Below are 21,964 nucleotides of genomic sequence, written 5' to 3'. Positions count from 1 at the left end.
AGAGAAGGTAGATGCATGAATCCCGCCTCCAAGTTGATACCGCTGACCGTCGCCATCGCTCTACTGGCGAGCGGTTGTGCGCGAGACGGCTACTACTACGATCGCAACGAAGAGTACCGTAACGCCCGCATGGCCGAGCCGCTCGATTTGCCCGAGTCACGCCAGCCCGGTCGCTATCAGGATGCCATGCCGGTGCCGAGCGCCAGCAGCGATTTCCTGGCCTCGGGCGACGAGTTCGATGCGCCGCGCCCCCAACCGTTGGCGGCTAGCCGGCAGGGCGAAGACGCCTTCGTCGAGATGCGTGAAGCGGGGGCGGATCGCTGGCTGTTGGTCAATGCCGCGCCTGCCAGCGTCTGGCCCCGTCTGCAGGGCTTCGTCGAGCAGCGTGGCCTGGCAGTGACGTCGCTGGACCCTGCCAGCGGGCGGATCGAGACCGATCAGGCCGAGCTGCGGGTACGCCAGGGTTTGCGTGGCAATACCAGTGAGGTGCGCTGCGAAAATCCTGCGGCCACAGCCGCTACGCCGGCACCTTACGCACAGTGCCTGACGGCATTGAACGATTACCTGACGTCCATGGGCGCCCAGGAGCAAAGCGTATCGCTGGCGGCCCAGAACCTGTCCCGCGACGACCGGGTGCGCCTCGAGAATCAAGCCGGGGAGTGGCAGTTGCTGATGTCGCTGGGCTTCGACCGGGCCTGGTCGGAACTGCATTACCAGCTCGAGAACAGTTTCGATAGCGAGACGCGTCAGCTGGTCGATCAGAACCGTAGCACGGGCGAGTTCCTGGTCGATTACGCGCTACGCGATGCCGACCGGGGCGGGTTCTTTGGTTTCTTCGAAGGCGACGCGCCGGTGCGACGCTATCGCTTGCAGGTAGAAAGCGCCGGGCCGGAATCGACACGGGTCAGTGTCGCACCGACCGACGGCGAGCCGCTGTCCAGCGCCGAATCGCGTGAGCTGCTCGATGCCTTGGCGACGGCCCTGCGCTGATGGCTGCGCCTCGCCAGACTGACGCCTCTTCCGTGCCGACCGGTGCAGGGTTGCGCTTTGCCTCACTGGGTAGTGGTAGCAAGGGCAACGCCACGCTGGTCAGCGACGGCGAGACCCATGTGCTGGTCGATTGCGGCTTCGGGCTGCGCGAGACCGAAAAACGCCTGGCGCGTTTCGGCCTGCATGCGCGGCAGCTTTCCGCCGTGCTGGTCACTCATGAACATGGCGACCACATTGCCGGTGTGGGGGCGCTGGCGCGCCGCCACGGCCTGCCGGTCTACCTGAGTGCCGGTACCTGGCTGTCGAAGCGGCTGGGCGAAGTGCCGCGGCACCATTTGCTGACGCCGCATGCGCGCTTTGCCATTGCGGGGCTGGAGGCCGATCCGATTACCGTGCCGCACGATGCTCGCGAGCCGGTCCAGTTTCGCTTTCGTGCGCATGGTCGGCAACTCGGTGTGCTGACCGACCTGGGGCATCCCACCGAGCATGTCGTCGAGGCCTTCAACGGCTGCGATGCGCTCATATTGGAGTGCAATCACGATCCTCGCATGCTGGCCGAGGGGCCATACCCTCCGAGTCTCAAGCGGCGCGTCGGTGGCAAGTGGGGACATTTGGCCAATGCCCAGGCGCAAGTCTTGCTGCAGCGGCTGGGCCTGGATCGCCTGCAGCGTATCGTCTGTTCGCACCTCTCTGAGCACAACAATCGCCCCGAACTGGCCTGGGAGGCATTGGTTCCTCTGCTCGACGGCGACGAGTCACGCTTGCTGATCGCCGCTCAGGAGCACGGTTTCGATTGGCAAGAAGTCGCCTAGGGCAATGAGCCCAAGCGATATGCAGTAACGTTTTGCATACTTAATCCATGCCGTTTCAGCAATTCTGGAACGGCCTCGAACCTTCTCGGCCCATTTCAAGTTTCACTCGGAGATTGCCTCCCATGGAAAAACGTGACGAGCTCTACGCCGGCAAGGCCAAGTCCGTCTATCGCAGTGACGACCCGGATCGCCTGATCCTGCACTTCCGCGACGACACCAGCGCCTTCGACGGCAAAAAGAAGGAAGCCCTGGCGCGCAAAGGCATGGTCAACAACAAGTTCAACGCCTTCATCATGGGCAAGCTGGAAGCGGCGGGGATTCCCACCCATTTCGACGGGTTGCTTTCCGATACCGAATGCGTGGTCAAGAAGCTGGACATGATTCCGGTGGAGTGCGTGGTGCGCAACCTGGCTGCAGGCGGGCTGGTGCGTCGTCTGGGGGTGGAAGAGGGCATGACGCTCAATCCACCGACCTTCGAGCTGTTCCTCAAGAACGACGAAAAGGGCGACCCGATGATCAACGAGTCGCTGGCCGAGACCTTCGGTTGGGCGACGCCCGAACAGTTGGCGCGTATGAAGGCGTTGACCTTCCAGGTCAATGACGTGCTCAAGCAGTTGTTCCTCGACGGCGGCATGCTGCTGGTCGACTACAAGCTCGAGTTCGGCGTGTTCAAGGGCGAGATCGTGCTGGGTGACGAGTTCTCCCCGGACGGTTGTCGCCTGTGGGACGAGAAGACCCGCGAGAAGCTCGACAAGGATCGCTTCCGCCAAGGACTCGGAGGCGTGATCGAAGCCTATGAAGAGGTCGGGCGTCGACTCGGAATCGAGTTCGACTAACGCTTTGCCTCGTGCGTGCCGCTGACCTCAGTCGAGAGGCTTGGCCAGCGGCACGATCTCCACCACTTCCATGGCAATGCCGTCCGCACCGTCGTCGCAGGCGCGAAAGCGCACGTCGACATCGCGCAGCGGCACGCCATAGATGCGCGATTCGGCGCCTCGCCGATAGGCGGGGCGAGGATCCTGGGCGAGTACCTGCCGGATGAGTTCACGCAGCGAACCGGCATCGTCACGCTCGTCAATCGCGATCATTGCCTGCGCTGTGAAGCGCACTTCGCGCCGGGGTGGCGCATCCGGCGCGAACCCGGCGCGCGCCTCGGGCAGTGACTCCGCCCAGGGCAGGTAAGGCTTGATGTCGAGTACCGGCGTGCCATCGACCAGATCGTGCCCCTGCAGGTAGAGGCGCACGCCGTTGTCGATCTCGATGCGCTCCAGCGTAACCAGCGACAAGCCCAGGCGATTGGGTCTGTGTGTGCTGCGGGTCGCGAAGACACCCACCTTGGCATTGCCGCCCAGGCGCGGCGGACGCACCAGCGCCGTCCAGCGTTGGGGGCTACGATGGAAGACGAAGGTTAGCCACAAGTGGCTCACCTGATCGAGGCCGCGTACGGCGAGCGGATCGTCGTAGGGCGGCAGCAGGTGCAGCACCGCGCGACCGGCAGGTACCAGGCCGGGTTGCCGGGGAATGCCGAACTTGTCGGGATAATCGCTGGCGATCCTGCCTATGGCAGTCAGATCGAAGGCGGCCTGCGGCGCTGGGGATGGTGGGTGCTCGAACATGCAGGCATTATGCCGTGCGTAGTGGGCGCGAGCGAGTCCCCTCGCCATTGTCCTGACAATTGGCCATTGTGTAGGCTGCTCTGTGACAGGAAGTCAGTCACGCCATGTAACGGCGTTGGACCGTCACGCTGAACGAGAACCGAAGCTAAGGAGAGGCGGGTCATGAGTTTTCTGCATGTCTACCACGAAGCGGACGGTGAGCAACCGATCCTGACCACCCACGAAGATGAGCGCATCGCTGCGGAACTGGCAGCCCATGGCGTGCGTTTCGGACGCTGCGAACCGCGCCCCGACCTGGCGCCTGACGCCGACCAGGACGACGTGCTGGTGGCCTATGCCGAAGATATCGATAACCTCAAGCGCGAGGGTGGATTCGCCAGTGCCGACGTGATCGGGCTGAGACCGGACCACCCCGACAAGGCCGCGCTGCGCCAGGAGTTTCTCGATGAGCATCGCTACAGCGAGGATGAAATGTACCTCTTCGTGCGCGGCGGCTGTATCTTCTACCTGCATCTGGAGCAGCGGGTCTACGTCATCGGTTGCGCGGCCGGCAGTCTGATCTCGGTGCCGGCGGGCACGCCGCACTGGTTCGACATGGGGCCGGAGCCCAACTTCACGGCCATTCGCCTGTTCACCGCCAGCGCGGCCCAGGCGGCTCAGGCGACCGGCAGCGAGATCGCCTCGCGCTTTCCGCGCTACGAGGCCTTGAGCGGAGAGCAGGCGGCGTGAGGCGGCCCGTCGACACTCTCACCCATCACGAGACATGACGCCATGCTGGAACGCATTCGTTACCGTGCTGCCCTGCCTGCCGATGCCGCCGATCAGGGCGAAGTCTTCCATCATGCCGTGATGCAGGGCACGGCCGGTCATTACAGCCTGGCGCAGCGTGACGCCTGGGCAAGCGCCCTGCCGCGTGACGCGGCGGCATGGGCGGCACGCCAGGTGCTGTTCACCACGCTGGTCGCGGCCTGTGATGGACGTTGCGTAGGCTTCGTGGAGTTGGATATCGGGGGCGCACGGATCGAGACGCTGTACGTGTGGCCGGCGCTGGCCCGGCAGGGCATCGGGTCGCGTCTGCTCGACTACGCCGAGGATGAAATGCGTGCCCGGGGGGTCGGCCGATTGCGTATCGAAGCCAGCCTGACATTGGCGCCGGGGCTCGAGCGGCGTGGCTGGAGGCGGCTTGGCGAAGAGTGGATCGAACGACGGGGCGAACGGCTGAACCGCGTCGTGCTGGAAAAGCCGTTGGCCCCGCCGGGCGAGGTCAGCGTGTCGCCACCTGGGTGACACGCATCGACAGATCGATGGCCTTGATGTCCTTGGTCAGGGCGCCGATGGAAATACAGTCCACGCCAGTGGCGGCAATGGCTTCCAGAGTGGCTTCGCTGACGTTGCCGGAGGCCTCCAGGGTGGCCCGCTTCTCGGTCAGGCGCACTGCCTCGCGCATATCGTCCAGCGTGAAGTTGTCGAGCATGATGACGTCGGCCCCGGCCTCGAGCGCCTGACTCAACTCATCGAGATTTTCCGTTTCGACTTCCACCGGCAGGTTGCGGGCGATCTTGCGCGCTTCCTTCACTGCCGCGGCGATACTGCCACAAGCTGCGATGTGGTTCTCCTTGATCAGAAAGGCATCGTAAAGCCCGATACGGTGATTATGCCCACCGCCGCAGGTGACGGCGTACTTCTGCGCCAGACGCATGCCGGGCAGGGTCTTGCGCGTGTCCAGCAGGCGCACGCCGGTATCGGCGACCCGGCGGACATAATCGCGCGTGCGCGTAGCGGTGCCCGAGAGGGTCTGCAGCAGGTTGAGGGCTGCGCGCTCGCCGGTCATCAGGCTGCGTGCCGGACCTTCGAGTTCCAGGAAGACGCTGTCGGCGGCAATGGCATCGCCGTCGGCGGCATGCCAGTTGAGAATCACGCGCTTGTCGAGGCGCCGATAGAGTTCGTCGACCCAGGCCACGCCGCACAGTACGGCATCCTCGCGGGTGATGACCTGGGCGGTGGCCCACTGGCGCTCGGGAATCAACTCGGCGGTGATGTCCCCCGGGCCGACGTCTTCCGCCAACAGGCGGGCGGCGCTGGTGCGTATGTCTTCCGCAAGGGCTTCATAGTAATGCATGGCTTTCCGTGCTCTTCGATGTGCGACAATACCGACATTATAGGGTAAAGCCATGGGGATACGGCAGGGGAGTGGACATGCAGGTTAGCCAAGGCTGGCTGGGCGGAGCCCGGCGCGTTGTGTCGCCTAACGTCAATGAGCGACCGCAGGGAGAAGTCTCCGTTCTGGTGCTGCACTCGATCAGCCTGCCGCCGGGATGCTTCGGCGGCGACGCCATCGAGCGGTTGTTCACCAACACGCTCGATCCCGATGCACACCCCTACTATGCTGGCCTCGACGGGCTCACGGTCTCGGCGCACCTGCTGATCCGGCGTGACGGCGAGTGCGTGCAGTTCGTGTCGTTTGATCGGCGTGCCTGGCATGCCGGTCGCTCGTCCTGGTGGGATGAGGGCCGCTGGCGTTGCAACCTCAACGATTTCAGTATCGGTATCGAACTCGAGGGGGACGAGATTCATCCCTACACGGCACGGCAATACCATGCCCTGGCCAGCGCCATTCATGCGTTAATGGCGGCCTACCCGGCGTTGAGCACGCAGCGCATGACCAGCCATGCGCGAATTGCGCCCTTGCGCAAGAGCGATCCTGGCCCGGCATTCGACTGGGCTTACCTGCGCCAGTGTCTTGGTCGGCCTTGAATTTCGTGTAGCCAAGCTACAATGCACATAGGTGGTCCGGTCGGGGCAGCGAAGTGACGTAAGTGTCTAATGCTGCTATGCAATATTGCCTTTGGAATGGTTTTCCAAATTGGCTTCAATTGGCAGCGGCCAGCGTTTGCGGTATCTTCGTGCGCAGAATTTGCGTGCCTGAGGCACCCATCTGTAAAGAAATTACAGACGGTTTATCGGAGACACGGCCCGTAGAAGGTCGCGCCCGCACTGAAGAGCGCCATACGCCCCTCCGCCCGATGTGGGAGGGCAGACTGACACAATATCTTCACTCGGAGAGACGTCTATGAGTCTGGAGGCAAGAGAGGATCTCGATCCGATCGAAACCACGGAATGGATAGAATCCCTGGAATCGGTCCTGGATCGTGAGGGCGAAGAGCGCGCCCAGTACCTGATGAGCCGTCTGGCAGACCGGTTCCGCCGTGATGGCATGCAGGTACCCTTCTCAGTGACGACCCCCCATCGCAACACGATCCCCGTGCATCGCGAAGCGCGCATGCCTGGCGATCTGTTCATGGAACGGCGCATTCGTTCACTGATCCGTTGGAACATGGCGGCGCAGGTCATCCGCGCCAACAAGAAGCACAAGGGGCTGGGCGGGCACCTGGCCAGCTACATGTCCAGCGCGACCCTGTACGAAGTGGGCTTCAACCACTTCTTCCGCGCTCCCAACGGTGAGTTCAAGGGCGACCTGCTCTACATTCAGGGCCACGTGTCCCCGGGCATCTATGCCCGCTCGTTCCTCGAGGGGCGCCTGACCGAAGAGCAGATGGACAACTTCCGCCAGGAAGTCGATGGCAACGGTCTGTCCTCCTATCCGCACCCGTGGCTGATGCCGGATTACTGGCAGTTCCCCACCGTGTCCATGGGCCTGGGACCGATCACCGCGATCTACCAGGCGCACGTCATGAAGTATCTGGACTCGCGCGGCCTGCAGCCGATGCACGACCGCAAGGTCTGGGCCTTCCTCGGCGACGGCGAGTGCGACGAGCCGGAATCCCTCGGCGCGCTGCACCTGGCCAGCCGCGAGAAGCTCGACAACCTGATCTTCGTGGTCAACTGCAACCTGCAACGCCTCGATGGCCCGGTACGCGGCAACTCGCGGATCATCGACGAGCTGGAAGGCGTGTTCCGCGGCGCCGGTTGGAACGTCCTCAAGGTCGTGTGGGGCCGCTTCTGGGATCCGCTGTTCGAAAAGGACACCAAGGGCATCCTGCAAAAGCGCATGGATGAGGCGGTCGACGGCGAATACCAGAACTACAAGGCCAACGGCGGGGCCTATACCCGCGAGCATTTCTTCGGCAAGTATCCCGAGACCGCCAAAATGGTCGAGGACCTGTCCGACGACGACATCTGGAAGCTCAACCGCGGCGGCCACGATCCGTACAAGGTCTATGCGGCCTACCACGAGGCGGTGAACAGCTCCAACGGGCGTCCCACCGTGATCCTGGCGCATACCGTCAAGGGCTACGGCATGGGCGGCGGTTCCGGCGAAGCCGACATGGAAGCGCACCAGATCAAGTCGATGGATACCGATGCGCTGAAGAAATTCCGCGATCGCTTCGGCATCCCGGTCACCGACGAGCAGATCGACAGCGGCAACATTCCCTACTTCAAGCCGGCCGAAGACAGCCCGGAAATGAAGTACATGCATCTGCGCCGCGAGCAGCTCGGCGGTTACCTGCCGTCACGCAAGAGCGACTTCGAGGCGCTCGAGATTCCCGGCCTCGACGACAAGATGTTCGCCAGCCAGCTCAAGGGCTCCGGCGATCGCGAAGTGTCCACCACCATGGCCTTCGTGCGCATTCTCAATGGTCTGGTCAAGCACAAGGGGTTGGGCAAGCAGGTCGTGCCGATCGTGCCCGACGAGGCGCGCACCTTCGGCATGGAGGGCATGTTCCGCCAGCTCGGCATCTACACCTCCGAAGGCCAGAAGTACGAGCCGATGGATTCCGGCCAGATCATGTACTACCGCGAGGACAAGGCCGGTCAGATCCTCGAGGAAGGCATCACCGAGGCGGGCGCCATGTCGGCGTGGATTGCCGCGGCGACATCCTACTCCAACCACCACATGCCGCTGCTGCCGTTCTACATCTACTATTCGATGTTCGGCTTCCAGCGCATCGGTGACCTGGCCTGGTTGGCCGGCGACATGCAGGCGCGCGGCTTCATGCTCGGCGGTACGGCCGGTCGTACCACCCTCAACGGTGAGGGTCTGCAGCACCAGGACGGCCACAGCCTCATACAGGCGTCGACCATCCCCAACTGCCGCAGCTACGACCCGACCTACGGTCACGAGGTCGCGGTTATCGTGCAGGATGGCATGAAGCGGATGTATCAGGACAAGGAAAACTGCTTCTATTACCTGACCCTGATGAACGAGAACTACCCGCACCCGGAAATGCCGGAGGGTTCCACCGAGAACATCATCAAGGGCATGTACCTGCTGCGCGAGACCGAAGGCGGCAAGGCGCGTGTGCAACTGCTGGGCTCGGGCACCATCCTGCGCGAAGTCGAGGCGGCGGCCGAGCTGCTCAAGGACGAATACGACATCGGCGCCGATATCTGGAGCGTGACCAGCTTCAACGAGCTGCGCCGCGAGGCGCTCGAGCTCGACCGCAAGGCGTTCCTCGAGCCGGATGCCGAGCCGGCCAAGCCGCACGTCACCCAGTGCCTGGAAGGTCGCGATGGCCCGGCAATCGCGTCGACCGATTACATGAAGCTGTACGCCGATCAGGTGCGCGCCTGGGTACCTACCGACTATTACGTGCTCGGTACCGATGGGTATGGGCGTTCGGATACGCGTGAAAAGTTGCGTTACTTCTTCGAGGTCGATCGCTATTTCGTCACAGTGGCAGCGCTCAAGGCGTTGGCCGACCGCGGCGAGCTCGACCGTAAGGTCGTCGCGGAGGCCATGAAGAAATACGGCATTGATGCGAACAAGCCCAATCCGTTGGTCAGCTGATCAGGCGGTGGGCAGGCTACGCTTAGAGCGTGGCCTGCCCGTCCCGTGCACGATTTGGAAGGAGCGCGACCTTGAGTAGCGAAATCATCAAAGTTCCCGACATCGGCGGCAGCACCGATGTCGAAATCATCGAGATCGCGGTGTCCGAAGGCGATGTCATCGCCCCGGAAGACACCATGATCACGCTGGAATCCGACAAGGCCAGTATGGACGTGCCTGCGCCGAAGGGCGGCAAGGTGGTCAAGATTCTGGTCAAGGAAGGCGATACCGTTTCCGAAGGCGACGATATCCTCGAACTCGAGGCCGAGGGCGAGGATGGCGGCGAGGCCGAGCAGGAGTCCGAGCAAGAGAGTGCTGCGGCCGCGGAAGACACGCCCGAGGAGAAACCCGCCAAGCAGGCTTCCGGCGAGCAGGCCAAGCCGGCCAGGAAGTCCGGTGGCGGCAAGCGGACGGTGGAGATCAAGGTGCCCGATATCGGCGGCAGCGAGAACGTCGAGATTATCGAGGTGGCAGTGGCCGAGGGCGATGAGGTCAATGCCGAGGATGCCCTGATCACGCTGGAATCCGACAAGGCCTCCATGGACGTGCCCAGCCCCCACAGCGGCAAGATCGTTTCGCTTGCCGTCAAGGAGGGCGATAGCGTCTCCGAAGGCGATGTGATCGGCACCATGGAGATCGCCGGTGAAGGCGGTGGCGACGAAGGCGAGCCCGAGGAAGCGGCCAGCCGCGACGAAGCCGTCAGTGAAACGGCCGAGGTCGACGAGCCCCAGGAGGGCGAGGTCGAGGAAACCGAAGGCGAAAGCCAGCGCAAGGAGATTCGCGTACCCGATATTGGCGGCAGCGAGAATGTGCCGATCATCGAGGTTGCCGTCTCCGAAGGCGACGAGATCAATGAAGAGGATCCGTTGATCACGCTGGAATCCGACAAGGCCTCGATGGATGTGCCCAGCCCCTTCAAGGGCAAGCTCGTCGAGTTGTCGGTGAAGGAGGGCGATACCGTCTCCGAGGGCGACCTGATCGGCTACATGGAAGTTGCGGGGGCCAAGAAGCCCAAGCCCAAGCAGGCCGAGACGCCCAGGCGCGAAGCGGCCGCAGAGCGCAAGCCGGCCGGCAAGTCGCAGCAGGTCGCCGAGGTCGAGGCCACGGCCAAGCCCAGCCCCGAGGCGCAGATGGCGAGCCAGCAGCCGCGCAAGGGCAAGTTGGCCCATGCCGGACCGGCAGTACGCATGCTGGCGCGCGAGCTGGGCGTCGAGCTCTCCGAAGTCACCCCCAGCGGGCCCAAGGGGCGCGTTCTCAAGGAGGACGTGCACGCCTACGTCAAGCAGGTGCTCAAGCAGCGCAAGGACGCACCGGCAGCCGGGGCGGCGAGCGCCACGGCAGGCGGCGGCATTCCGCCGATTCCGGCCATCGACTTCAGCCAGTTCGGCGAGGTCGAGGAGCAGCCGATGGGCCGCCTGCTCAAGGCGGGCGCGACCAACTTGCACCGCAGCTGGCTGAACGTGCCGCATGTCACCCAGTTCGACGAGGCCGACATCACCGAGCTGGAGGCCTTCCGCAAGTCGATGAAGGCCGAGGCCGAAGCCGAGGGCGCCAAGCTCACGCCGCTGCCGTTCCTGGTCAAGGCGTGTGCCTTTGCGCTGCGCAAGTATCCGCAGTTCAACGTCAGCCTGCACCCGGACGGCGACAAGCTGGTGTGGAAGAAATACGTACACATCGGTGTGGCCGTGGACACGCCGGATGGCCTGATGGTGCCGGTAATCCGCGATGCCGACAAGAAGTCGCTGTATGAGTTGGCTCGCGAGTCGGTGGACCTGGCCAAACGCGCGCAGGCCAAGAAGCTCAAGCGCGAGGAGATGCAGGGCGGCTGTTTCACCATCTCCAGCCTTGGCTCGATCGGCGGTACCGCGTTCACGCCCATCGTCAATGCCCCGGAAGTCGCCATACTCGGCGTATCCAAGGCGCAGATGAAGCCGGTGTGGGACGGCAAGGATTTCGCACCGCGACTGATGATGCCGCTGAGCCTGTCCTATGACCACCGGGCGGTCAACGGTGCCGACGCAGCACGCTTCACGGCGTTTCTGGCCCAGGTACTGAGCGACATTCGACGGTTGTTGCTGTAACGGCAGTTCTGCCACGCAAGGCGGCCTTCGGGCCGCCTTTTTTATGCTGGACGCATGGAGAAACGACGGCTGGCGACGCATGGGCAACCAAAGTGCAGTGGCATGATGCCCGGCGGTCGCTAAAGTAGGCGACATGCGTCATCATGACATCCATGACTTAAGTGTGCTTGTCTGGCAACCGTGCCACCGGTATCGTCTAACGCCTCGTTTTTATCCCTGGTCGGCAGTGCCGGCCATGACCGACTTCGATAACAAGCCATTGATTCGACATTCCAAGGAGCAGCACAGATGCGTTTGATTCTGTTGGGAGCCCCCGGCGCCGGCAAGGGTACCCAGGCCCAGTTCATCTGCGAGCGTTTCGGTATTCCCCAGATTTCCACCGGGGACATGCTGCGCGCGGCAGTCAAGGAAGGCAGCGAGCTGGGTCTCAAGGTCAAGGAGATCATGTCCAGTGGCGGTCTGGTGTCGGACGACATCATCATTGCCCTGGTCAAGGAACGCATCAGTCAGCCGGACTGTGCCAACGGCTTTCTGTTCGACGGTTTCCCGCGCACGATTCCCCAGGCCGATGCGCTCAAGGAGTCGGGAGTCAAGCTCGACCACGTGGTCGAGATCGCCGTCGACGACGAGGAGATCGTCAACCGTCTGGCCGGTCGGCGCGTGCATCCCAGCTCCGGTCGCGTCTATCACGTCGACTACAACCCGCCCAAGGAGGACGGCAAGGACGACGTGACCGGCGAGGGCTTGATCCAGCGTGACGACGACCGCGAGTCGACGGTTCGCAATCGCCTCTCGGTCTACCATGAGCAGACCGAACCGCTGGTCAACTACTATCGTCAATGGGCCGAGCAGGATCCGGCGGCTGCACCTGTCTATCATTGCATCGAGGGCATCGGTAGCGTCGAAGACATTCGCGCACAGGTCATCGAGGCGTTGGAAGGCCGATGATCGGCTAGCTCGTCGTGTCGACGGCCCGGACCTTGTCCGGGCCGTCGTCGTTCAAAGGCGGGTTTTGCAGGGCGGGGTGCCGCCGTATAATGCGCACTCCATTTCATGACCCCGTGAACCGCCGATGTCGACGCTGCTGGCCCTGGATGCCTCCTCGAGTGCCTGTTCCTGTGCTGTCTGGCACGAGGGCGAGGTGATCTCCCGCTTCGCTCTCACGCCCCGTGAGCATACTCGCCGCCTGATGCCAATGATCGACGAGGTCCTGGCCGAAGCGGGACTGGCCCCCTCCGATCTGGATGCGTTGGCCTACGGACGCGGCCCGGGCTCGTTCACTGGCCTGCGGATCGCTGCCGGTGTCGCTCAAGGCCTGGCGTTTGGCCTCGACAGGCCGTTGATCGGCGTCTCGACCCTCGAGGCGCTGGCGTTGGCGGCGCATCGTCAGTACCACCTGCGCTACGTGATCCCCGCCCTCGATGCGCGCATGAACGAGATCTACGTGGCGGCCTACCATTGCCATGACGGCCGTCTGGTCAGAACGCTCGACGAGACGGTCATGCCGCCCGAACGTTTACGCCTCCCGGCGGACCTGGAGGACGCCGATTGGTGCGGTGTCGGTTCGGGTTGGTCACTATGGGATAGCATGCCGACATCGGTCCAGGCTGCTCTGAACCAGCGTTTGCCCGACATGCAGCCGGATGCGGCCGACATGGTGCTGCTCGCAGCCGACGACTTCGAGGCTGGCGGCGGCCAGCCTGCGCATGAGGCCGTTCCCATCTACCTGCGTGATCGGGTGGCCTGGCAGAAGCGCTAGGTCTCAACGCTGATTATCGGCACTATGGCCTGGCGACATCGGGCGCGTCTCCTTCCTATGGATACAGGAAACATCAATGGATTGGTTTCAACTGGTGGTACTGGCCCTCATTCAAGGGCTGACCGAATTCTTGCCTATTTCCTCGTCAGCGCACTTGATCTTGCCTTCTCAGCTGTTGGGTTGGCCCGACCAGGGGCTGGCCTTCGACGTCGCCGTCCACATGGGCACGCTAGCTGCCGTGATGATGGCGTTTCGGCGCGATATCGCGGCGATCGTGACTGGCTGGTTCGGTCAATTCGCCGGTTCGGGATCGCTGGCTTCGCGTCAGACCGAGTCCAGCTGGCTGGGCTGGATGGTGCTGCTGGCCACCTTGCCGGCCGTCATCATTGGTGGGTTGTTCAACGATTTCATCGAACTCTCGCTACGTTCGTCGTTGGTCATCGCGATTACCACCATCGTCTTCGGGCTGTTGTTGGGCTGGGCCGATAGCCGGGGCAGCCGTAGCCGCGACCTGGCGACACTGACCATCAAGGCGGCACTGATCATCGGTCTGTTCCAAGCCATTGCCCTGATTCCGGGCACGTCCCGTTCGGGGATCACCATCACGGCGGCGTTATTGCTGGGCTTCGACCGGTTCAGCTCGGCGCGCTTCTCGTTCCTGCTGTCGATACCACTGATCATCGCCGCCGGCACCCTCAAGGGGCTGGAACTGGCCGAGGCGGGCTCGGATGCGGCGATCCATGACGTGTTGATCGGCGCCGGTCTGTCCTTCGTGGCCGCACTGGTCTGCATCAAACTGTTCCTGGCGGCGCTGGATCGTATCGGCATGTGGCCGTTCGTGGTCTATCGCCTGCTGTTGGGTGGCGTGTTGCTGTGGTTGTGGCTGGTGTGACTGCGAGCCAAGCCGTTCAAGGCATCGTTGCTGCAGGAGACGGGCTGCGCGACTTGGCCGAGCGCCTGGGCATGTCTTGGGTACCGGCCCGGCCCGAGCAGGGCCTGGCGCTCATCGAGACGCCCGATGGGCTGGCCATCGCCGGCGATCCGGCGCACTACGGCAAGCCACTGCAGGTCGACTTCGTGAGCGGCAAGGCGGCCCATCGGCGCCGCTTCGGGGGCGGGCGAGGACAACTGGTGGCCAAGGCCTGCGGGTTGGGCAAGAGCGGAGTGACCCCTGGCATCGTCGATGCCACGGCGGGGCTGGGACGCGATGCGTTCGTACTCGCGACGCTGGGGGCCGAGGTACTGTTGCTGGAGCGGGTGCCGGCGATCTTCGCGTTGCTCGAGGATGGTCTGCATCGTGCCCGGGGCGATGCAGAGACGGGGACGATCACTGCACGCATGCAGGCCGTGCATGCCGATGCCGCTGGCGAGCTGGCTGAGGTCGTGGCACAGAGCGAGGTGGCGCCCCAGGTCGTCCATCTCGATCCGATGTTCCCCCACCGCGACAAGTCGGCACTGGTCAAGAAAGAGATGCGCCTGTTTCGCGAGCTGGCAGGCGACGATAGCGATGCGCCACGTCTGCTCGAGGCTGCGCTCGACGTGGCCACCCACCGTGTCGTGGTCAAGCGGCCTCGCAAGGCACCTCCCATCGAAGGGCCCAAGCCGGGTCATGTGATCGAGGGCAAGATAAGCCGCTACGACCTCTACGTTCATCGTGCCTTGAAGTGAGACGTCTGGCGTTCACTGGCGGGCGATTTGACGCAGGCGATGACGCAGCACCGGGTCGAATAGCACGCGGCCTCGCAACTGGGCAGCTTCCAGCGCCTTGTCGAAGCACAGGTGGTTCCCTTCGCGCCATAACCAGCCTTCCCCTTCCAGGGTGTCGAGCAAACCACTGAACAGCCGGCGATCGAAAAACTCGGGGGCGTTGAGACCGGACAGCAGGGTCAGTCGCTCGGCCAACTGGTGACTGTGCTCTTCGAGTTCCTCCCGGGTCAGGCTGCCGCTGGGGTAGCGCAGCAGGGCGGCGAGCAATAGATAACCGCGCTCCAGTGACGGCTGAATCAAACGTCCTAGCAGGCTGAGACGTTCGCTGTCCGCCTCGTGACTGGGTGGGCGTCGCCAAGTGCCGCTCTCGTAGCGCAGCAGCCCCAGGCTGACCAGAGATTCGAGCGTGGTGTCGAGTGCCTCATGAAAATCGCCGGGTAACGAGACGCTCAGCTCGTGGTCGATCAATGGCCAGGCCGGGGCCAGCAGGTCATGCAGCGTGTCGCGATCCAGGCGTGCGCTATTGCGGAATGCAAAGGCGACCAAGGCCGGCAGGGCGAACAGGTGCAGTACGTTGTTGCGATACCAGGTAAGCAAGGTGGCCTGCTGACCGTTGGCCAGGATCAGCTCGCCCAGCGCCTGGCCGCGTCGCTCGATGAAGCCCAGCGTATGCGTGGCGGCAAGCCACTCGTCGGGCGTCCCTTCCGGCAGACTGGGATGGGCGCCGTTGGAGTGCACGCGTTGCAGGTCGACCAGCATCGCCATTTGGGTCTTGAGCAGGTCGGCTTCGATGGCGCGGTGCGGTGTGGCGAGCAACACGAGTGCCGTGAGGTTGACGGCGTTGAGTGCCGCGGAGGCATTGATGCGTCGGCTGAGTTCCCGGCCCAGTGCCGGGACTGCGCGGGTCATCCACGGCGGCCGCGTGTCATGTTCCGTCTGGCGCCAGTGAGGGACGCAGTCATCGAGGAACTCGCTCAGGCGCAGCGGGGCGCCGACGTTGACCGAGACCCGCCCGAAAGGCTGGCGCAGTTGTCCCAGCACCCGAATCAGATCGAATGGCGATTCCTTCTTCTTGGCGCCGCCCTGTAGCTCCTTGAGATAGCTGCTGCTCTCCAGCACCTTCTCGTAACCGATGTAGACCGGGACGAAGGCGACTTCGCGGTGGGTGCCGCGCAGGTAGGAACGCAGGGTCATGGCCAGCATGCCGGGGCGCGGCGTCAGCATGCGTCCGCTGCGTGAACGGCCGCCCTCGATGAAGTACTCCACCGGATGGCCGCGCGACAGCAGACGGTGCAGATATTCATTGAACACGGCCGAATAGAGGCGGTTGTCCTTGAAGCTGCGGCGCATGAAGAATGCCCCGCCGCGTCGCAGCAGCGGCCCGACTGCCGGCATGTCGAGATTGCGGCCGGCAGCGATGTGTGGCGGCATCAGGCCTTCCCGGTAGAGGACGTAGGAGAGCAGGAGGTAATCGATGTGGCTGCGGTGGCAAGGCACATACACCAGGGTATGGTCACCGGCCAGCGCCTTGGCGCGTTCCAGCCCGTTGACCTGAACGCCGGCATACAGCTGATTCCACAGGCGGTGCAGTAACTGGGCCAGAAAGCGCAGCACCGGATAGCTCATGTTGGAGGCGATCTCGCGCCCGTATCGCCAGGCGCGGCGGCGTATGCGCCGGGGCGACTGTCCCAACGCGGTGGCGCACTCCTCGATGGTGCGCTGGATCCCCGGGCTGGCCACGACCCCCTCGATCAGCGTGTTGCGGTGCGACAGGTCGGGTCCCAATACTCGGGTACGCACGCGGCGGAAATGCACGCGCAGCAGTCGCGACACCTTGCGGCTGGTCAGTTCCGAGGCGCGGCCATCGTACAGCTCGCGCAGCGATAGCGGGGCGCCCAGGTGAAGTTCGACATCCTTGCCATTGATCAGCACCGACAACAATCGGCGCATGCGTCCGGTGAGCTTCCAGTCGTCGGCAGCCAGCAATTTCCAGAAGCCGAAGGTCTTGCCCGGGGCCCGGCCCCAGAACACGCTGACCGGCACCAGTTGCACGTCTTGCTCGGGCCGTTGCTCGAGCTCATCGATCAGGGCCGCGAACGGCGCATGGGCGGGCGGCAAACGGCCCCATAATCGTCGTCCCGGCCTGGGCAGTGCAACGCAGGCCTTGAGCGCTTGAGAGCCTAGATGCAACCGTGCGTCAGGCGGCGGCAGGTCGTGACGTACACAGAAATCTTCCAGAAGCAGGCTGTCGGACAGGGCGGCATGCGACAGGACATAGAGCGTGGGCTTGGTGGGGTCGAGACCCAGCGCGTGGGGGGCGGGCTCGACCAGGCGCAGGTCGACCCAGCGCGCAAGCAGCTTGCGAAGTGGCGGACGCAACGGTTGGAGCAGGGAAGTCAGCAAGACCACTCCTATGCCGGCAAGAGAATATTGCGGCATTATAACGGTTTGTTCTGCGAACTGGAGCGACATGGCATTGAGAAAGCGTGCGACGGAATCGGGCCGGCGCAGGCGCGGCACATGGCGGGATGGCAATCGCTTCACGCTACTGGCCGAAGGCCGGCGTTACCTGCCGGCCATGGAAGAGGCCATCGCCGCAGCCCGTTCGTTCATCGTTCTCGAACTGTACCTTATGGAGTCGGGGCGTCTGGCCGGACGGCTCATCGAGCGGCTGGTCGACGCCGCGCAGCGTGGCGTGGATGTCCTGGTGCTGCTCGACGGCCTTGGTTCCATGGGACTCGACGGCAAGGATCGCGACACGCTACGTGAGGCCGGCGTGGTCTTGCGCTTCTTCAACCCGCTGGCCTGGGGACATCTGGGCAACGTACTCATGCGCGACCATCGTAAGCTACTGATCGTCGACGGTAAGGTGGCGTTTACCGGCGGTTTTGGCGCGGTCGACGAGTTCATCGATGCCTGGTTCGACGTCGCGGTCCGCATCGAAGGCCCCGTCGTGGCCGACTGGTTGCAGCTGTTTGCCCGCCTGTGGGGCTCGCCCCTGACCCGAGGCGATGGCGAGCCAGCGCTCGTCCAACGCCTGACGGCACAAGGACAGCCAGCGAGGGAGCGTCCGATGCTCGGCCGCGTGATGTGGGGGCAGGGGTACCGCTACCAGGCCATTCGCCACTCACTGCATCAGCGCGTGATGACTGCCCGGCAGCGCATCTGGGTCTGCACGCCCTATTTCGTGCCCACCCTGACACTGCGTCGGCGTCTGGCCCGTGCCGCCCGTCGCGGTGTCGACGTTCGACTGCTGTTGCCCGGCGATGCTCACGATCATCCCGGCGTCAGATATGCCGGACAACGGTTCTACGGCAGGCTGCTGCGTGCCGGGGTGAGAATCTACGAATACCAGCCGGGATTCATCCACGCCAAGATCTCGCTGGTGGATACCTGGGTCAGCGTCGGTTCGTGCAATTTCGATCACTGGAGCCTGCAATGGAATCTCGAGGCCAACCAGGAAGTGCTGAATTCCGCCTTCGCCGACGAAGCCGCGGCCCTGTTCGAGCGCAACTTCGCGGTGAGCCGCGAGATATTGCCCGCCGCGTGGGCCCAGCGCTCCCGGCGACACCGGTTACGGGAATGGATATTCGGGACGCTGGACTCCTGGGTGACGCGGTTGCGCTAATCGTCGGCAATAGCCTCAGCGACGCCGCTTGCCAGCGTGTCCGGCGGGTTTTTTCTTGCGCGGTGTAGGCTTTGGACTCTCCGGCGGTACCCGGTAGTGCAGGTACAGATCGAGGGTCAGTTCGGGCAGTTGCTGCACGAGCCGCTCGGCTTGGATGGCATCACGGCTGAGATCGGCCATGTCCGGCTCATCCTCGAACAGGCCCGATAGCGCCATGAACGGCAACAGCAGGGTGGCGGCGCCTTCCTCGTCGCCTTCGAACCAGGCCGCCTCGTCGAGGAACACTCCTTCCATGAAGCCGGCGCACCAGTCGCCGATCGGGGTTTCCTCGGGCGCGATGCCGCCGAGTTCCAGTTCGAAGGGCAGCTCCGGCAGATGGCCTTGCTCCAATGCGTCGACGGCGTTGCGGCGCAGGCGCTCGAGCAGGCCGAGGATCTCGTCGCGCTCGCTGTCGTCGGTGAAGTCGGGCTCGCCGTGGAACAGTTCGCCAATCCAGGTTGCCGCCGGAACGTCCCGTGGCGCTATGGCCAGTGCCACCAGGAAACCGTGGGCGCCGATCAGGTCCAGGGCATCGGCATCGACCTGGTCGGAGTCGAGGAAGTCATCCAGGCGATCCAGTTCGTCGTCATCGAGCAGCGGGGTAGGGAGTGGCGTCTCTTGCATGTCGTTTCCACCGAAAAAATGAGCCTGGCGCTGGACGCGCGCCGCATTGAGCGGCATTCTAGCACTGCAATGCAATCCCCTGTGCTTCCGACTCCCGATCCCGACGAACTCGCTGCCCTCGACCGGCCGGCGCTGCATGCCCGCGCCATCGAGCGTGTCGATGCTGCCTGGAAACTGGCTTGCGAAGTCTATCCCGAACTGCCGCGTCCCAAGGTGTGGCTGGACATCCGCGGCAAATGTGCCGGTCAGGCCCATTTCGGTCGCGGTGGGCTACGCTTCAATCCGATTCTGCTCAGCGAAAACCGTCTGGCCTTTTTCGTCGACGTGATCCCTCACGAGATGGCGCACTGGCTGGTCCATCACCTCAAGGATGGCAGCCGCGTGCAGCCACACGGTCATGAATGGCGGAGTGTCATGACCCGTCTGTACGGTATCGAGCCGCGCGTGACTCATCGCTTCGATACCCGCTCGGCGAGCCCGGCGCCTCATCGCTATGACTGTGAGTGCCGCAGCCACTATTTTAGCCGCCGACGTCATGCTCGCGCCCAGGCCGGTCAAGCCTATTTTTGTCGACAATGTCGCCAGACCTTGGTCTATAAGGCTTTGGAACAAATCTAAAGTTGTCTTCTTAAGCTTTTGAATATAAAGCAAAAATCGCTTCTACCAATGTCTAATAGGGTACTGCCCCCCGTCTGGGTATATGCTGAATGCACTTTCAGGGGCCGGCTCATTTCCGAAGCTGGCAGAAACATGTTTCAAGGTACAGGGGCTTAGGTATGACCGAGCAACAGAAAGTCTATCCGGTGCGTGACGAATTCGCCGCCAACGCCTGGGCGGACAGGGAAAAGTATCAGGCCATGTACCAGCGGTCGGTAGACGATCCGGAGGGCTTCTGGGCCGAACAGGCAAAGCGCCTCGACTGGACCAGGGCGCCGACCAAGATCAAGCACACCGTGTTCGACACGCACAATGTCGACATTCGCTGGTTCGAGGATGGCGAGCTCAACGCCAGCGTCAATTGCCTGGATCGCCATCTGGAAACGCGTGGCGACCAGCCGGCGATCATCTGGGAGGGCGACGATCCCAACCAGAGCAAGACCCTGACCTACCGCGAATTGCATGCACAGACCTGCCAATTGGCGAACGCGCTCAAAGAACTCGGTATCGGCAAGGGCGATGTGGTCACGCTCTACATGCCGATGATTCCCGAGGCGGCGATGGCGATGCTGGCCTGTGCGCGTATCGGCGCCATTCACTCGGTGGTGTTCGGCGGCTTCTCGCCGGATGCGCTGGCCCAACGTGTCGTCGACGCCCAGTCGAAACTGGTCATCACCGCGGACGAATCGGTGCGCGGTGGCAAGCATGTACCGCTCAAGGACAACGTCGATGCCGCACTGACCCGCAATGGCACCGACGTGGTCGACCATGTGCTGGTGGTCAAGCGAACCGGAGGCGAGATCGACTGGAACGACGATCGCGACGTCTGGTATCACGAGGTGGTCGAAAAGCAGGCTACCGATTGTGCCGCCGAGCCCATGAATGCCGAGGACCCGCTATTCATCCTCTACACGTCGGGCTCTACCGGGGCACCCAAGGGGCTCAAGCACACCACTGGCGGCTATCTCCTGCATGCTTCGATGACCCACCAATACGTCTTCGACTACCACGAGGGCGAGGTCTATTGGTGCAGCGCCGACGTCGGCTGGGTCACCGGTCACAGTTATATCGTCTACGGCCCGCTGGCCAACGGTGCGACCACGCTGATGTTCGAGGGCGTGCCCAGTTACCCCACGGCTGGACGCGTGGGTGAGGTCATCGACAAGCATAACGTGTCGATCCTTTACACTTCGCCGACTGCCGTGCGCGCCCTGATGGCGCATGGCGACAACGTCATGCAGTCCAGCAAGCGCGACAGTTTGCGCCTGCTTGGCTCGGTGGGCGAGCCGATCAACCCCGAGGCCTGGGAATGGTTCCATCGCGTAATCGGCAATTCCCGCTGCCCGATCGTCGATACCTGGTGGCAGACCGAGACCGGCGGCATCATGATCGCGCCGCTGCCGGGTGCGACCGACCTCAAGCCGGGCTCTGCCACGCTGCCGTTCTTCGGCGTGATGCCGGCGCTGGTCGATAACGAGGGTAACATCCTCGAGGGCGCCACCGATGGCAATCTGGTGATTCTGGATTCCTGGCCGGGCCAGGCTCGTTCGATCTGGAACAATCACGAGCGCTTCGTCCAGACCTATTTCTCGACCTACAAGGGCATGTATTTCACCGGTGACGGCTGTCGTCGCGACGAGGACGGCTATTACTGGATCACCGGGCGTGTCGACGATGTCATCAACGTCTCGGGTCACCGCATGGGCACCGCCGAGATCGAGTCCTCGCTGGTCGCTCATCAGGCCGTCGCCGAGGCGGCCGTCGTTGGCTATCCGCACGACATCAAGGGGCAGGGTATCTACATCTACGTCACCCTGGCCGATGAGGTCGAGCCCAGCGACGAGCTCAAGAAGGAGTTGGTTCAGTGGGTGCGCAAGGATATCGGCCCAATCGCTTCGCCGGATGTCATCCAGTGGGCACCGAGCCTGCCCAAGACACGCTCCGGCAAGATCATGCGCCGCATTCTGCGCAAGATTGCCGCCAACGAGTGCGAGGGCTTGGGTGACACGAGTACCCTGGCCGATCCGAGCGTGGTCGAGGACCTGATCGACAATCGCGCCAATCGCTGATTCTGCATCGCTCGTCAGACCGCCGTCCATCCGGAGCCGCCAGCTTGCGGTGGTCTGACTCTCATGCCGGCTCAAAGGGCCGGTTTTTTCATGGTTTTTTATGATCCTGGAATTCCAACCTTGGGAATCCTGCAAGGCATGGGGTAACATGCGGAAAGAAAAGGCGGACCGTGTCTAGCACCGCCAAGACGGTG

At 63.4% G+C, this 21,964-nt stretch carries 19 protein-coding genes; 15 read left to right on the top strand and 4 right to left on the bottom strand.

Annotation, left to right across the window (positions count from 1 at the left end; genetic code table 11):
- Window positions 1–15 precede the first annotated feature (15 nt).
- The 3 genes from bamC to purC all read left to right on the top strand — a co-directional run bounded on the left by bamC (window position 16) and on the right by purC (window position 2,638).
- A complete protein-coding gene (gene bamC, locus MHM84_RS13170; protein ID WP_239266810.1) occupies window positions 16–990 on the top strand; it encodes an outer membrane protein assembly factor BamC in 975 nt (324 codons plus the stop codon).
- Window positions 990–1,802 carry an MBL fold metallo-hydrolase gene (locus MHM84_RS13165; RefSeq protein WP_239266809.1) on the top strand — a complete coding sequence of 271 codons (813 nt, stop codon included), beginning with the start codon at window positions 990–992 and terminating at the stop codon, window positions 1,800–1,802. The genes bamC and MHM84_RS13165 overlap by 1 nt, the downstream gene beginning before the upstream one ends.
- Before the next feature lie 122 nt (window positions 1,803–1,924).
- Window positions 1,925–2,638, top strand: coding sequence for a phosphoribosylaminoimidazolesuccinocarboxamide synthase (gene purC / locus MHM84_RS13160; protein ID WP_239266808.1), 714 nt, complete (start codon window positions 1,925–1,927; stop codon window positions 2,636–2,638).
- A 27-nt stretch (window positions 2,639–2,665) separates the two neighbouring features.
- On the opposite strand, the gene tsaA is transcribed toward purC, so the two are convergent.
- Window positions 2,666–3,418, bottom strand: a complete 753-nt coding sequence (gene tsaA / locus MHM84_RS13155) for a tRNA (N6-threonylcarbamoyladenosine(37)-N6)-methyltransferase TrmO (RefSeq protein ID WP_239266807.1) — start codon at window positions 3,416–3,418, stop codon at window positions 2,666–2,668.
- Window positions 3,419–3,580: 162 nt separating this feature from the next.
- On the opposite strand from tsaA, the gene MHM84_RS13150 reads away from it, so the two are divergent.
- The gene (locus MHM84_RS13150) at window positions 3,581–4,147 is read left to right on the top strand and encodes a cupin (RefSeq protein WP_239266806.1); all 567 of its coding nucleotides are present in this window, start codon (window positions 3,581–3,583) and stop codon (window positions 4,145–4,147) included.
- Window positions 4,148–4,189: 42 nt separating this feature from the next.
- A complete protein-coding gene (locus tag MHM84_RS13145; protein ID WP_239266805.1) occupies window positions 4,190–4,705 on the top strand; it encodes a GNAT family N-acetyltransferase in 516 nt (171 codons plus the stop codon).
- On the opposite strand, the gene nadC is transcribed toward MHM84_RS13145, so the two are convergent.
- On the bottom strand, window positions 4,683–5,537 hold the full coding sequence (gene nadC, locus MHM84_RS13140) for a carboxylating nicotinate-nucleotide diphosphorylase (RefSeq protein ID WP_239266804.1): 855 nt from the start codon (window positions 5,535–5,537) through the stop codon (window positions 4,683–4,685). The two genes, MHM84_RS13145 and nadC, sit on opposite strands and share 23 nt — an antisense overlap.
- Window positions 5,538–5,614: 77 nt before the next feature.
- Between nadC and ampD the strand changes: the two genes are divergently transcribed.
- The 7 genes from ampD (at window position 5,615) to MHM84_RS13105 (ending at window position 14,714) form a co-directional block, all read left to right on the top strand.
- Window positions 5,615–6,172 carry a 1,6-anhydro-N-acetylmuramyl-L-alanine amidase AmpD gene (gene ampD, locus MHM84_RS13135; protein WP_239266803.1) on the top strand — a complete coding sequence of 186 codons (558 nt, stop codon included), beginning with the start codon at window positions 5,615–5,617 and terminating at the stop codon, window positions 6,170–6,172.
- Window positions 6,173–6,488: 316 nt separating this feature from the next.
- Window positions 6,489–9,167 (top strand): pyruvate dehydrogenase (acetyl-transferring), homodimeric type, encoded by a 2,679-nt coding sequence (aceE, locus tag MHM84_RS13130; RefSeq protein WP_239266802.1) that lies wholly within the window; start codon window positions 6,489–6,491, stop codon window positions 9,165–9,167.
- A 71-nt stretch (window positions 9,168–9,238) separates the two neighbouring features.
- A complete protein-coding gene (gene aceF, locus MHM84_RS13125) occupies window positions 9,239–11,287 on the top strand; it encodes a pyruvate dehydrogenase complex dihydrolipoyllysine-residue acetyltransferase (protein ID WP_239266801.1) in 2,049 nt (682 codons plus the stop codon).
- A 288-nt stretch (window positions 11,288–11,575) separates the two neighbouring features.
- Entirely contained in the window at window positions 11,576–12,235 is a 660-nt protein-coding gene (gene adk, locus MHM84_RS13120) for an adenylate kinase (protein ID WP_239266800.1), read from the top strand.
- Window positions 12,236–12,359: 124 nt separating this feature from the next.
- On the top strand, window positions 12,360–13,046 hold the full coding sequence (gene tsaB, locus MHM84_RS13115; RefSeq protein WP_239266799.1) for a tRNA (adenosine(37)-N6)-threonylcarbamoyltransferase complex dimerization subunit type 1 TsaB: 687 nt from the start codon (window positions 12,360–12,362) through the stop codon (window positions 13,044–13,046).
- A 76-nt stretch (window positions 13,047–13,122) separates the two neighbouring features.
- On the top strand, window positions 13,123–13,938 hold the full coding sequence (locus MHM84_RS13110) for an undecaprenyl-diphosphate phosphatase (protein ID WP_239266798.1): 816 nt from the start codon (window positions 13,123–13,125) through the stop codon (window positions 13,936–13,938).
- Between the two features lie 71 nt (window positions 13,939–14,009).
- Window positions 14,010–14,714, top strand: coding sequence for a class I SAM-dependent methyltransferase (locus tag MHM84_RS13105; protein WP_239266910.1), 705 nt, complete (start codon window positions 14,010–14,012; stop codon window positions 14,712–14,714).
- A gap of 12 nt (window positions 14,715–14,726) precedes the next feature.
- On the opposite strand, the gene plsB is transcribed toward MHM84_RS13105, so the two are convergent.
- Complete coding sequence (plsB, locus tag MHM84_RS13100; RefSeq protein ID WP_239266909.1) at window positions 14,727–17,162, bottom strand: glycerol-3-phosphate 1-O-acyltransferase PlsB; 2,436 nt, start codon at window positions 17,160–17,162, stop codon at window positions 14,727–14,729.
- A 61-nt stretch (window positions 17,163–17,223) separates the two neighbouring features.
- On the opposite strand from plsB, the gene MHM84_RS13095 reads away from it, so the two are divergent.
- On the top strand, window positions 17,224–18,381 hold the full coding sequence (locus MHM84_RS13095; protein ID WP_239266797.1) for a phosphatidylserine/phosphatidylglycerophosphate/cardiolipin synthase family protein: 1,158 nt from the start codon (window positions 17,224–17,226) through the stop codon (window positions 18,379–18,381).
- 15 nt (window positions 18,382–18,396) lie between these two features.
- On the opposite strand, the gene MHM84_RS13090 is transcribed toward MHM84_RS13095, so the two are convergent.
- Window positions 18,397–19,044 (bottom strand): YecA family protein, encoded by a 648-nt coding sequence (locus MHM84_RS13090; protein ID WP_239266796.1) that lies wholly within the window; start codon window positions 19,042–19,044, stop codon window positions 18,397–18,399.
- Window positions 19,045–19,113: 69 nt separating this feature from the next.
- On the opposite strand from MHM84_RS13090, the gene MHM84_RS13085 reads away from it, so the two are divergent.
- A complete protein-coding gene (locus tag MHM84_RS13085; protein ID WP_239266908.1) occupies window positions 19,114–19,662 on the top strand; it encodes a SprT-like domain-containing protein in 549 nt (182 codons plus the stop codon).
- Between the two features lie 158 nt (window positions 19,663–19,820).
- On the top strand, window positions 19,821–21,770 hold the full coding sequence (acs, locus tag MHM84_RS13080) for an acetate--CoA ligase (RefSeq protein ID WP_239266795.1): 1,950 nt from the start codon (window positions 19,821–19,823) through the stop codon (window positions 21,768–21,770).
- The last annotated feature ends 194 nt before the right edge of the window (window positions 21,771–21,964 follow it).

The sequence above is a fragment of the Halomonas sp. McH1-25 genome (assembly GCF_022348165.1).
In the GTDB taxonomy this organism is placed as follows: domain Bacteria; phylum Pseudomonadota; class Gammaproteobacteria; order Pseudomonadales; family Halomonadaceae; genus Modicisalibacter.
The sequence above is the reverse complement of the archived record's forward strand: the minus strand, read 5'-3'. Positions and strand labels throughout refer to the sequence as shown.